This is a genomic window from Brevundimonas sp. NPDC055812 (genome assembly GCF_053616535.1).
The window spans coordinates 264358-275655 of the sequence record NZ_JBSHDX010000003.1 but is presented as its reverse complement, the minus strand read 5'-3'; the positions used below and the strand labels follow the sequence as shown (position 1 = coordinate 275655).

General features: G+C 68.3%; 15 protein-coding genes. 6 read left to right on the top strand and 9 right to left on the bottom strand.

Features of this window, described 5'->3' with window-relative positions; translation table 11 throughout:
* Positions 1-107 precede the first annotated feature (107 nt).
* Positions 108-581 carry an Lrp/AsnC ligand binding domain-containing protein gene (locus ACWGL1_RS06675; RefSeq protein WP_291776619.1) on the top strand — a complete coding sequence of 158 codons (474 nt, stop codon included), beginning with the start codon at positions 108-110 and terminating at the stop codon, positions 579-581.
* Between the two features lie 43 nt (positions 582-624).
* On the opposite strand, the gene ACWGL1_RS06670 is transcribed toward ACWGL1_RS06675, so the two are convergent.
* From ACWGL1_RS06670 to ACWGL1_RS06655, 4 genes are all read right to left on the bottom strand, one after another.
* Positions 625-888, bottom strand: a complete 264-nt coding sequence (locus tag ACWGL1_RS06670) for a hypothetical protein (protein ID WP_338578234.1) — start codon at positions 886-888, stop codon at positions 625-627.
* Positions 889-965: 77 nt separating this feature from the next.
* Positions 966-1190 carry a YdcH family protein gene (locus ACWGL1_RS06665; protein ID WP_025978184.1) on the bottom strand — a complete coding sequence of 75 codons (225 nt, stop codon included), beginning with the start codon at positions 1188-1190 and terminating at the stop codon, positions 966-968.
* A gap of 39 nt (positions 1191-1229) precedes the next feature.
* A complete protein-coding gene (locus ACWGL1_RS06660; RefSeq protein ID WP_452111548.1) occupies positions 1230-1700 on the bottom strand; it encodes a TIGR02444 family protein in 471 nt (156 codons plus the stop codon).
* A complete protein-coding gene (locus ACWGL1_RS06655; RefSeq protein ID WP_312219875.1) occupies positions 1697-2314 on the bottom strand; it encodes a UbiX family flavin prenyltransferase in 618 nt (205 codons plus the stop codon). The genes ACWGL1_RS06660 and ACWGL1_RS06655 overlap by 4 nt, the downstream gene beginning before the upstream one ends.
* A gap of 114 nt (positions 2315-2428) precedes the next feature.
* On the opposite strand from ACWGL1_RS06655, the gene ACWGL1_RS06650 reads away from it, so the two are divergent.
* Positions 2429-2602 (top strand): YdcH family protein, encoded by a 174-nt coding sequence (locus tag ACWGL1_RS06650; protein ID WP_291776611.1) that lies wholly within the window; start codon positions 2429-2431, stop codon positions 2600-2602.
* 80 nt (positions 2603-2682) lie between these two features.
* On the opposite strand, the gene ACWGL1_RS06645 is transcribed toward ACWGL1_RS06650, so the two are convergent.
* On the bottom strand, positions 2683-3351 hold the full coding sequence (locus ACWGL1_RS06645; protein ID WP_291776608.1) for a DUF1013 domain-containing protein: 669 nt from the start codon (positions 3349-3351) through the stop codon (positions 2683-2685).
* Positions 3352-3567: 216 nt separating this feature from the next.
* Here ACWGL1_RS06645 and ACWGL1_RS06640 point away from each other — a divergent pair, with 216 nt between their 5' ends.
* Positions 3568-4194: a beta/gamma crystallin-related protein gene (locus tag ACWGL1_RS06640; RefSeq protein WP_291776606.1), complete on the top strand. Its 627-nt coding sequence runs from the start codon at positions 3568-3570 to the stop codon at positions 4192-4194.
* A 57-nt stretch (positions 4195-4251) separates the two neighbouring features.
* Here ACWGL1_RS06640 and ACWGL1_RS06635 read toward each other — a convergent pair whose 3' ends face one another.
* On the bottom strand, positions 4252-5223 hold the full coding sequence (locus ACWGL1_RS06635) for an NAD(P)H-quinone oxidoreductase (protein WP_452111547.1): 972 nt from the start codon (positions 5221-5223) through the stop codon (positions 4252-4254).
* 82 nt (positions 5224-5305) lie between these two features.
* Between ACWGL1_RS06635 and ACWGL1_RS06630 the strand changes: the two genes are divergently transcribed.
* Both ACWGL1_RS06630 and rcdA read left to right on the top strand, forming a co-directional pair.
* Positions 5306-5509 carry a DUF1192 domain-containing protein gene (locus tag ACWGL1_RS06630; RefSeq protein WP_291776601.1) on the top strand — a complete coding sequence of 68 codons (204 nt, stop codon included), beginning with the start codon at positions 5306-5308 and terminating at the stop codon, positions 5507-5509.
* A gap of 207 nt (positions 5510-5716) precedes the next feature.
* On the top strand, positions 5717-6121 hold the full coding sequence (gene rcdA / locus ACWGL1_RS06625) for a protease adaptor protein RcdA (RefSeq protein WP_374558940.1): 405 nt from the start codon (positions 5717-5719) through the stop codon (positions 6119-6121).
* 9 nt (positions 6122-6130) lie between these two features.
* Here the strand turns inward: rcdA and ACWGL1_RS06620 are convergent, their stop codons facing one another.
* Both ACWGL1_RS06620 and rpmE read right to left on the bottom strand, forming a co-directional pair.
* Positions 6131-7690 carry a L,D-transpeptidase family protein gene (locus ACWGL1_RS06620; protein ID WP_291776599.1) on the bottom strand — a complete coding sequence of 520 codons (1560 nt, stop codon included), beginning with the start codon at positions 7688-7690 and terminating at the stop codon, positions 6131-6133.
* Between the two features lie 152 nt (positions 7691-7842).
* Positions 7843-8067 carry a 50S ribosomal protein L31 gene (rpmE, locus tag ACWGL1_RS06615; RefSeq protein ID WP_003168899.1) on the bottom strand — a complete coding sequence of 75 codons (225 nt, stop codon included), beginning with the start codon at positions 8065-8067 and terminating at the stop codon, positions 7843-7845.
* A 132-nt stretch (positions 8068-8199) separates the two neighbouring features.
* Here rpmE and ACWGL1_RS06610 point away from each other — a divergent pair, with 132 nt between their 5' ends.
* Positions 8200-10044, top strand: a complete 1845-nt coding sequence (locus ACWGL1_RS06610; RefSeq protein WP_343828902.1) for an ABC transporter transmembrane domain-containing protein — start codon at positions 8200-8202, stop codon at positions 10042-10044.
* 32 nt (positions 10045-10076) lie between these two features.
* On the opposite strand, the gene ACWGL1_RS06605 is transcribed toward ACWGL1_RS06610, so the two are convergent.
* A complete protein-coding gene (locus ACWGL1_RS06605) occupies positions 10077-11117 on the bottom strand; it encodes a glycerophosphodiester phosphodiesterase (RefSeq protein WP_452111679.1) in 1041 nt (346 codons plus the stop codon).
* Positions 11118-11298 lie beyond the last annotated feature (181 nt).

Here is an 11298-nt window from a genome sequence, read left to right as displayed (position 1 = left end):
GGGCCGACGTCGACAGACGTCGACCTTCCGACACTGACAGACGCGTTGCGGATCACGCGCGGCTTTGTCAGTGTCGGGATTCTGTAAAGCGTAGAGGGGGAGAGCGCATGAGCGCTGGGGAATACAAGCTGGACGACGCCGACCGCCGCATCCTGCGGGTGCTGCAGCAGGATGGACGGATCACCAATCAGGATCTGGCCGCCGCCTGCAACATGTCGGCGTCATCCTGTTTCGAGCGGGTGCGCCGCCTGCGTGAGCGCGGCGTCATCACCGGTTATACGGCCCTGATCGACCCGAAGTTCGCCGAGCGCGAACTGCTGATCTTCATCGAGGTGCTGCTGGACCGCACGACCTCGGACATCTTCGACCAGTTCGCCGAGCGCATCCGCCGCTCGCCCGAGGTGCTGGAATGCCACATGGTGGCGGGGGGCTTCGACTATCTGGTCAAGGTTCGGATGAGGGACATGGCCGCCTACCGCGTCTTCCTGGCCGACACCCTCATCGTCATGCCGGGCGTGCGCGAGACCCGCACCTATGCGGTGATGGAAGAGGTCAAGGACACTTCGGTCCTGCCGCTCTAGGGGGTGGGCGCGGAGGCAGCGTGGAGCCGCCTCCGTCCCAAGCTTACCAGTAGCCTCCAGAGCAACTGCCGATCGCTTCGAGGGTATAATACGGCGAAGTGACGCCTTGGACCGGTGAGGCGACGACGTTCCCATTCCAGCACTTGTCGCGGTACCAGCCGACCTGAACAGTCATGGTGGCGTCGCTGTAGAAGGTGCGATGGTACATGATGCCGGGGGCTTTGGCCCCGGCGCCGACAGACAGCGCCGACGTGGTCATCACGATGGACGCTAGAAGTACGGCATTTCGAATCTTACGCATACGCATCAGTTCTCTCCTGCCAGTGGGTTACGAGCACATCTCGACCTCTAGCGACACAAGAGTCAATAACCGCCGTTATTTTACTACGCGATGATGTCGGGCAGGATCTGGTCCTGAAGTTTCACGATGTCGTCGCGCAGGGCCAGCTTCTTGCGCTTCAGCCGGGCGATCATCAGTTGATCCGGGGCGGGCATGTGGCCGAGCGCCTCGATGGAGGCGTCCAGGTCGGCGTGCTCCTGGAGCAGGCGGGCCAGTTCGGCGCGCAGCGCCTCGTCTTCTTCGGACAGGTAAGGTTCGTCGTCGTTCATCGTCAGGCCCCGGACCGGGGGATTATAGCTGAGCTGGCGTCAGGTCGGAAGCAGGTCGGACAGGGTTCTGAGCGCCGGACGCGGCACGACGCGATCCCACAGGCGCGCCGTTTCGGCCATGGCGTCGACGGGCGGGCGAGGCGCGCCGGTCGGAGCGGGCGACAGGGCTTCGAGCCCGTTCAGCAGATGGCGCTCGGCGGCCAGTTCGATGGCCTTCACCTGTTCGCGCACGGCCAGGCGAGCGTCGGTCTCCAGGTCCGGCACGGGCGTCTTCAGCGTGCGGCGCACGGCGCGCAGGGGGGCGATGGTCGTGGTCTGCCAGGCGCGGGCGGTGTCGCAGGCGGCCTCGATGGTCTCCTCGTCGGGGCGACGCCCTGTGACGGCGGTCCAGGCGGCCCACAGCAGCAGGGGCACGTTCTGCTCGTGATAATCCTGAAGCGACAGGCAGGCCTCGGCCGCGCCCGGCGCGGCGTAGGCGGCGCAGGCCCAGGTCCACAGATCGTCGCTCATGCCTCGCTCCCGCCTTTCAGCCCTTCCCAGCGGCGCACGGCCGACCAGTCCAGTCCGAAGACGTCCAGCGCTCGCCCGACCGACTGGTCGACCATCTGCTCCAGACTGTCGGGACGGGCGTAGAAGGCGGGCAGGGGCGGGGCGATGACGGCGCCCATCTCGGCCAGGGCCGTCATGGTGCGCAGATGACCCAGGTGCAGCGGCGTCTCGCGCACCATCAGCACCAGGGGGCGGCGCTCCTTCAGCGTCACATCGGCGGCGCGGGTCAAAAGGGTCGAGGTCACGCCGGTGGCGATCTCGCTCATCGTCCGCACCGAGCAGGGCGCGACGATCATGCCCAGGGTGCGGAAGGAGCCGGAGGAGATGGTCGCCCCCACATCGTTCAGTCGATGAACCACGTCCGCCTTGGCCGTCAGCTCGTCGGGGGTGAGATCCGTCTCCTGCGACAAGGTGAGCAGGGCGGCGCGGGTGACGACCAGATGGCTCTCGACGCCCAGTTCGCGCAGGGCGTCCAGCACGCGCGCGCCATAGACGACGCCTGAAGCGCCAGAGATTCCAACGACTAGCCGAGAGGGCGCCGGCGCCCGAACGGTCGTGTTCACAACATCGGCCAATTTCGTCTCCAACCTGTCCGTGTTCGGAGCGGCGAGGGTCACTGCAATGTGATTCCACACCTCGTCGAACCGGGCGCTCAGTGTAGTGGTCCCTTAGACATGGAGGCGCAAGCCATGACCATCGAGGCTCGTATTCGCGAATTGGGTAATCGCCATCGGTCGCTGGATGAGACCATCCAGCAGGAGATGCGCCGACCCACCGCGGACCCGACACACCTCAGGGAGCTGAAGCAGCGAAAACTGCGACTTAAGGAAGAGATCAACAGTCTGGAATCCCGAACCCACTAGCGGGCTTCCCACCTGAAATGACGACGGCCCCGGAAGATTGCTCTTCCGGGGCCGTTTTGTATCCGTCGATCGACAGGAGATCAGTCGCGCGAACCGAACACCGACTCGGCCGTGGGCTCGGCGCCCGAGCCATAGTCCGGCTCGGCCTCTTCCTCAGCGACGATTTCCGGCTCGACCTCAGGCTCGACGGGCTGGAGGACGCCGTTCTTGGCGTCGTCCTTGGCCTTCTTGTCGGCGGCCTTGCGGACCACCTCGTCCAGCTGCAGCTGGCCGGTCAGGCCCAGGGTCACAGGATCGACCGGCTTGATGTTGGCGGAGTTCCAGTGGGTGCGGTTGCGCACGCTCTCGATCGTGGCCTTGGTGGTGCCCAGCAGCTTGGCGATCTGGGCGTCGGTCACTTCCGGGTGGTTGCGGACGAACCACATGATGGCGTCCGGACGGTCCTGACGGCGCGAGACCGGCGTGTATTTCGGTCCGGACTTGGCCGGCTTCAGCAGTTCGGCGTGGCGGCTGACCACGGCCTTCATGCGGTAGTTTTCGTCGTTCTGGGCCTTGTCCAGCTCTTCGCGGGTCAGTTGGCCGTTGACGATGGGATCGGCGCCGCGGATATCGCGCGCCACGTCGCCGTCGGCGATGCCGCGCACCTCGAGCGGGTGCAGGCCGCAGAAGTCGGCGATCTGCTCGAACGAGAGCGAGGTGTTGTCCACCAGCCAGACCGCGGTGGCCTTGGGCATCAGGATGTCGGTCATGGGCATGGATCCCGGCGGTTGCGGCCCAAAAAACGGGCGTTTGAATCGACGGCGCCCGACCTTTTCGGCCGGGCGCGAGAAGACCTTTATAGGTGATTTCAGTTGAAATGAAAACGTCGTCTGTCGCCCTCATACAGCGAAGGTTCATCTGGCATGATGAACATTCAGGGCCAAGGCGCGTTGTGCGCCGGGAGAGATCTCGAAGGAGACCGTGTCATGAAGAAGTTCGTGGTTGCAGCGGCAGGTTTGGTCATGGCGGCGGGCGGTTTCTCCGTCGTGAACGTGAGTTCGGCGGAAGCCCAGGTTCAGGCGCGCGGCGCGCCGCGCGGCTCCTACGTCCAGAGCTGCTCGGGGGCCTATGTGAATCGCGGCCGCCTCTATGCGGATTGCCGCGACATGCGGGGCAATATGCGCGAAACCTCGATCGAACTGGCGCGCTGCTCCAGTGAAGAGATCGTCAACCGCGACGGCCGTCTGGCCTGCGGCCGCTTCCAGGGCGACTTCGAGAACGGCGGCCGTCCGGGGCGCCCGGGCGGCGGGTGGAACGACGGCCGGCCTGGCAACGGCGGTTGGGGCCAGTCCTCGATCACCGTCTATCGCGACGCCGACTATCGCGGCCAGTCGATGAGCTTCCGCAACGAGGTCCCGAACCTGCGCAACCTGGGCATGAACGATGCGATCAGCTCGATCCGCCTGTCGCGGGGAAGCTGGGAGGTCTGCGAGGACGCCAACTATCGCGGTCGCTGCGAGATCGTGCGCGGCGATATGCGCGACCTGCGCAACACGGGGATGAACGACAAGATCTCGTCCCTGCGTCCGGCCCGCAGCGGCGGCCGCTGGTAGGCTGTAGAGACGGTTGACGGATAGGGCGGGAGGCTTCGGCTTCCCGCCTTTTTCCTTTTAGGGCAGCAGCACGACCTTGCCGACGTGGGCTCCGGCTTCCAGATGGGCGTGGGCGGCGGCGGCCTCGGCCAGGGGGAAGGTCGCCTCGACCTGGGCCCGCACGGCGCCGGAGGCGATCCAGGGCCAGACCGTCGCCTCGACGGCGGCGGCCAGGCGGGCCTTTTCATCGGCCGGGCGGCTGCGCAGGGTCGAGCCGGTCAGGACGATCCGCTTCAACATGATCCGCATCAGGTCGACCTCGGCCCGCGCGCCCGTCAGGGTCGCGATCACCACCCAGCGTCCGCCGGGCTTCAGGGCGTTGAGGTTCAGTTCGGCGTAGGCGGCCCCAACCATGTCCAGCACCACGTCGGCGCCGCCTGCCTCCTGGATGGCGGCGGCCAGGTCGTCCTGGGCGGCGTCCAGGCTGACGTCGGCGCCCAGGACGCGGGCGGCCTCGGCCTTGGCGGCGCCGCGCGAGGTGGCGATGACGCGGGCCCCCGCCGCCTTGGCCATCTGGATGGCCATGACGCCGATGCCGCTGGTGGCGCCGTGGATCAGCAGGGTCTCGCCCGACTTCAGCCCGCCGCCCTCGAAGACGTTGGCGAAGACGGTGAAGGCGGTCTCGGGCAGGGCGGCGGCCTGGATGAAGTCGAGGCCGTCCGGGATCGGCAGGGCGTGGCGGGCGTCGACCACGGCGTATTCGGCGTATCCGCCGCCGCCCAGCAAGGCGCAGACCCTGTCGCCGACAGTCCAGCGCGTCACGCCCTCGCCCAGGGCGTCGACCTCGCCCGCGACCTCCAGCCCCAGAATGTCCGAGGCGCCCGGCGGGGGCGGATAGCGGCCCTCGCGCTGGACGATGTCCGGGCGGTTCACGCCCGCTGCGCGCACGCGGATGCGGATTTCGCCAGGGCCCGGAACGGGCAGGGGACGCGTCGTCAGGCGCAGGGCCTCGGCGGGGCCGCGTCCGTTTTCGATCTCTATGGCCTGCATGGTGCAGCCTCCCTTGCTTGCATTCCGGTTCAATGCGGCGTTCACATAGGAGGTCGTGCCCGTAATGGCCAAGGAGGCGAGGATGAGTTTCGAAGATCTGGAGCCCCGGCCGCAGCGCGGCGAGGCCATCGCCGCCCTGGGGCGCGAAGACCTGGACCTCTACGCCGTGGATGAACTTCAGGAGCGGATCGCCGCTCTGGAGGCCGAGATCGCCCGCGCGCGCGCCGCCATTCAGGGCAAGTCTTCACAGCGCAGCGCCGCCGATGCGCTGTTCAACTTCCGCTGAGGCGCGCGGGTTGGGGACGGTTTCGGCCGCCCCCTCCCGTCGGATCAGCTTCCGTGGCATGACGATTGCAGCGAGCGAATGCATGAGATTCGTGGATAGACGCCTGTGACCGCCATCGAAGCTGAACCGAGCCCGGCGCGCCTTGTCGGCGCCGAAGTGCTGGACTTCGCGCGCTCCGAGCTGTTCGAGCGCACCTTCCGCGAAGGCATGGAGCTGGTCGAGGAGACCGCCGCCTATCTGGATGGCGACGGACGCCAGGATTCGCGCCTGCTGTCGCGGGCGGCGGCCCTGTCCTATGCGGGCGAGAGCATGAAGCTGACCACGCGGCTGATGCAGATCGCCTCGTGGCTGCTGGTCCAGCGCGCCGTGCGTGAACAGGATATGAGCGCCGAGGCGGCGGGCGACCCCCGCTACCGCCTGGCCGATCGCCGCATGGAGACGGAGCCGCGTCGCGGCGACCTGCCGATCGCCCTGATCGAATACGCCGTGCGGGCCGAGAAGCTCTACGACCGCGTGCTGCACCTGGACCGGCAGATGTATGTGGAGCCGGCGACGGCGCCCGCCAATCCGGTGCAGAGTCAGATGGATCGTCTGCGCGCCGCCTTCGGCTGAGCGCCTCGCTTACGGCGTCACTTCGTCCGGATCGATCGGGGCGTCGGCCACCACCTGCGGCAGGTTGACGGCGATGCCCAGGGCGTCGGCCAGCTTGGCGTCGCGCTTGTAGACGTCTTCGCGGAAGGCGACGCGGCCCTGACCGTCGACGAAGGCGGTCCAGTAGAGCAGGCGCACGCCGATGTTGCGGCCGGTGGTCACGCGCTTGGTCTCGCCGCTGGCCTGGGCCGCGTCGAACACGGCCAGGCGTTCGGGGTCGGGCGACAGCAGCAGGCGGGCGAAGCCGATGGCGTCCTGCACCCGCACGCAGCCGTGGCTGCGCTGGCGCACCGACAGGTTGAAGGCGCCCCGCGCCGGGGTGTCGTGCAGGAAGATGGCGTAGCTGTCCTGCAACTCGAACTTCACATTGCCCAGCGACGACTTCGGCCCGGCGCGCTGCACCACCCAGCCGTCGGCGTTGACGTACATGTCGTTGGCGGCGAGGTAGCCGGGGCCCTTGGGCAGGATCTCGCGCCGGGCGATGCCCATGGGCACGGTCCACGGCGGATTGGCCACGACCGAGGCGAACGGCTTTTCAAGGCTGGGGGTCTGGTTGGCGGCGGTGCCGACGATGACGCGGTTGGAGTGAACCGGCTTGCCGTCCTTCCAGTAGACCATGATGGCGGCGGCGGTGTTGACCTCGATCCGCTCGGGGTTGAGTTCGCGCTTCAGCCAGCGGCGACGCTCCAGGTTCAGGGCGATCTGGCGGGCGCGGTCCTCGGCCGTGGCGGTCAGGGAACGCTGGGTCGCAGGGCCGACGCGGCCGTCGGAGCCCAGGCCGTGACGCGTCTGGAAGCTGCGAACCGCCTGCTGAAGCTCGGAGCCATAGGCCAGGTTGCCCTTCAGCCGCTCGGCGGCGGCGGCGCTCAGGTCGCCCTCGGCGGCGAGGCGCGCGGTCAGGGCGGGGATGCGCGGATCGCTGCTCCCCGGCTCGATCGTGCCGCTGCTCAGGCGGAAGGCGGGCCAGCCGCCCTGACGGGCGATGCGGCGATAGCGGGCGTAGCCGGCCGACAGATTGGTGTAGCCCAGGTCCGTGGGGGGCAGGGCGTCGAACCACTGGCTCAGCGTGTTGGCGGCCACGGCGTCGACCAGGCCGCGCGGCAGGTCGACGCTGTTCTTCTGCATCTCCCACAGCTCTTCGACCGTCTCGGGCCGGATGCGGCCCTCGGCCAGGACACGGGCGTAGGCCAGGGCGGCGGCGGTGGTGCGGATCTCGGCCGTCTCGCGGTCGGCGGCCAGGCCGACGAAGTCGAAGAAGTCTCCCGCCGGCAGGCCATGGCGCTCGGCGCCGGCGGCGACTTCCTGCAGCACGCGCAGGCGATCGGCCGTCCAGATCGGCTTGCCCTGGGTCAGTTGGTAGACGGCGCGGACCTCGGCCTGCTGGGCTGCGGGCAGGCGCCCGGCCTGGGCGTCGAAGCCCGCGATGAAGATCTGGGGATCGGTGGTGCGCGTCTGGGCCAGCGCTCCGCTCGCCGCCGCCAGCGTCAGGCTCGTCGTGGCGACGCCAAGGCCCAGTTCCCGTCGGTTCATCGTCTGCAACTCATGTGGTCCGATCAGGCCCGGACCCAGCGTCCACGCCCCAAATGATCGAACGCGTTCATATTATCGGCGTTCCGGGCAACAAAAAAGCGCCGGCCCTCGGACCGGCGCTTTTGTGGCGAACTTGTCGCACCAAGCGTGGCTTACTTCTTGATGAAGCCGCCGAACTTGTTGTTGAAGCGCGACACGCGGCCGCCGCGGTCCATCAGGTGCTGGTTGCCGCCGGTCCAGGCCGGGTGAGACGTCGGGTCGATGTCCAGGTTCAGCGTGGCGCCTTCCTTCCCGTAGGTCGAACGGGTCTGGTAGGTGGTGCCGTCGGTCATCACAACAGTGATGAAGTGGTAGTCGGGGTGCGTGTCCGCTTTCATCGATCTTGTCCGTCTCTGCGCGACGACGATGCCGACCGTCACTGCGCGTAAATAGAGAATCCCGCCGCAGGGCGCGACGGGAGCGAGGGGCGGCGTTTACACCGGGGGGCGTTCCGGGGCAAGAGCGCGGCCATGACCCACGCAGAACCCCAACGCCACGCTCAACCGACAGGCCGCCCCGGCGCCGGGGCCGTTCTGGCCGAGCAGATGGAAGAGGCGGGCGGCAAGCGCGCCAAGAGCCGCAACATTCGTCCCCTCGGGCGGCTGCTGCCCTTCCTGGGGCGGCACAGGATGGACGCAGGCATTTCGGCGATCTGGCTGATCGGTTCGACCGTCGCCTCCCTGGCTCTGACGGCGACGGCGCGCGGGGCCATCGACCAGGGGTTCGAGAGCGGCGGCGCCCATATTGACAAGTGGTTCCTGATCCTGGGCCTGAACGCCGTGATCCTGGGGCTGGCGACGGCGCTGCGCTATTTCTACGTCACCAAGACGGGCGAGCGGATCATCGCTGATCTGCGTCAAGCGCTGTTCCAGCGCATCCTGACCCTGGACCCCGTCTTCTTCGCCCATATGCGCACGGGCGAGGTGCTGTCGCGCCTGACCACGGACATCCAGCTGGTGGACACCCTGCTGACCACCTCGATCAGCTATGCGCTGCGCAACCTGCTGACTCTGATCGGCGGGGTGATCCTGCTGTTCTTCGTCAGTCCGAAGCTGACGGCCTTTGTCCTGCTGATCGTGCCGCTTCTGATCGTGCCGCTGTTTCTGTTCGGTCGGGTCGTGCGCCGCCTGACGGTGAAGTCGCAGGACACATTCGCCGGGGCCGTGGGCTTCGCCGGGGAAAGCGTCGACGCCATCGAGACGGTTCAAGCCTTCGGTCGTGAAAGGAGCGCCATCGGCCGTTTCGGCGCGGCGGTGGAGGAGGCGTTCGGCGTCTCCCTGAAGCGGATGCGGGCGCGGGCGGTGATGACGGCCATGATCATCGTCGTCATGTTCGGCGGCGTGACCCTGGTGCTGTGGCTGGGCGCGCAGGACGTGATCGCCGGGACCATGACGCCGGGCGCTCTGTTGCAGTTCGTGCTGCTGTCGGTGTTCGCGGCGGGGGCTGTCGGCGCCTTGGGTGAAAGCTGGGGCGACGTGCAGAAGGCCGCAGGGGCCATGGAGCGGATCGACGAGCTGATGCGGGCGACCCCCGCCATCGCGCCGCCCGCCAGCCCGGTCGCCCTGCCTCAACCGCCGCGCGGCGAGGTGTCGATGTCAGCGGTGGACTTCGCCTATCCGGGCCGCCCCGACTTGCCGGCGCTGAAGGGCTTCAGCCTGACCGTGCGGCCGGGCGAGACGGTGGCTCTGGTCGGGCCGTCGGGCGCAGGCAAGTCGACGGTCTTCCGCCTGCTGCTGCGTTTCTATGACCCGCAGTCGGGCCTGGTGTCGGTGGACGGCGTGGACGTGCGCGCGGCCGATCCGGTCGATGTGCGCAACCGCTTCGCTTGGGTGTCGCAGGAGGCGCCGCTGTTCTCGGGCTCGGCGCTGGAGAACATCCGCTTCGGCCGCGAAGCGGCTACGCTGGAGGAAGCCCGCGCCGTCGCCGCCGAGGCTCAGGCGCTCGGCTTCATCGACGCCCTGCCGGAAGGCTTCGACACGCCGCTGGGCGAGCGCGGCAAGAGCCTGTCGGGCGGCCAGCGCCAGCGTCTGGCCATCGCGCGCGCCCTGGTGCGCGAGGCGCCGATCCTGCTGCTGGACGAGGCGACCAGCGCGCTGGACGCCGAGAACGAGCGTCTGGTGCAGGCCGCTCTGGATCAGGCGATGTCCGAACGCACCACCCTGGTCATCGCCCACCGTCTGGCGACCGTGCTGAGGGCCGACCGCATCGTGGTGATGGACGGCGGTCAGGTGGTCGAAGAGGGCACGCACGCCGAGTTGACGGCCAAGGGCGGGTTGTATGCGCGGCTGGCGAAGCTGCAGTTTCAGGGAACCTGATCGTAAACCCTCTCCCGGCGGGAGAGGGTAGGTTAGCGTGCGTCTACAGCCGCTGCGGGAAAATCGCTGAACACGGCGTCGACGCCCAGCGCGTAGACCGCCTTCAGCCAGCCCGCCAGATCGCCGTGGTCGGCCGGCGCTTCGCCGATGCGGTATTGGGCGGGCAGGAACAGGTTCTCCGCCCGGAAGGTCCAGACCACGACCTTCAGTCCCGCCGCATGGGCGTCAGCCGTGAGGGACGAGGCGTCCAGCGCCCGGCCCGCGTCGTCACGCGGCACGACCATCAGATCCTGCACTCCGATCGCGGCGGCATAGCGGGCGATCTCTGCCAGACCCTCTGACGTCGCCATCTCCGCATAGGTCACGCCGGGCCGGTCGGCGGGGCCGCCGCCCGCCTGCATCAGTTGCAGCAGGGGGGCGTCGATGCGCGCGGCCAGCCGCTCCAGAGTCCCGACCTCGAAGCACTGGATCAGGATGGGGGCGTCGGCGCCGGTCAGGCTGTGGCGCTCCAGCGCCGCGGCGAAGGCGTCCTCCATCGGCAGGCTCAGGGCGGCGAAGTGGCTGGGGTGCTTCAGCTCGGGCGCGACGCCGATGACGCGGCCGGTGCGGACGCTGGCGTCACGGGCGATCTCGACCACTTCGTCGAAGGTCAAAATCGGCTCCTGGCCGTCGAAGGCGGCCGAGGCGGGGCGCAGGGCGGGCAGGCGCTCGCGGGCGCGCAGGGTCTTCAGTTCAGCCAGGGTGAAGTCTTCGGTGAACCAGCCGGTGATGGGAACGCCGTCCACGTCGCGGGTGGTGCGGCGCGCAGCGAACTCCGGACGGTCGGCGACGTCGGTGGTCTCGCTGATCTCGTTCTCGTGGCGGACGACCAGACGGCCGTCGCGGGTCATGACCAGATCCGGTTCGATGAAGTCCGCGCCCTGTTCGATGGCCAGATCATAGGCGGCGCGGGTGTGCTCAGGGCGCTCGCCCGAGGCGCCGCGATGGGCGATGACGGTCGGCTTGGCGGGGGGAGCGGACATGGCCGGTTGGCTCGACGACAGGAGGACGGCGGTCAGGATGGCGGCGATCATGCGCGAAGGGTAGGGGGACTTGGCGACGAAGGCGTGAAAGATCGGCTCGGTCTTATCTTTCCGCTCATCCCCGCCTCCGCGGGGGTGAGCGGAACCTGACATGGAAAAGGCGGCGTCTCTTTCGAAGCGCCGCCCCCACCCAGTTTCGCCCTTTCGGGCTCAACCCCCCTCCCCATGAAGG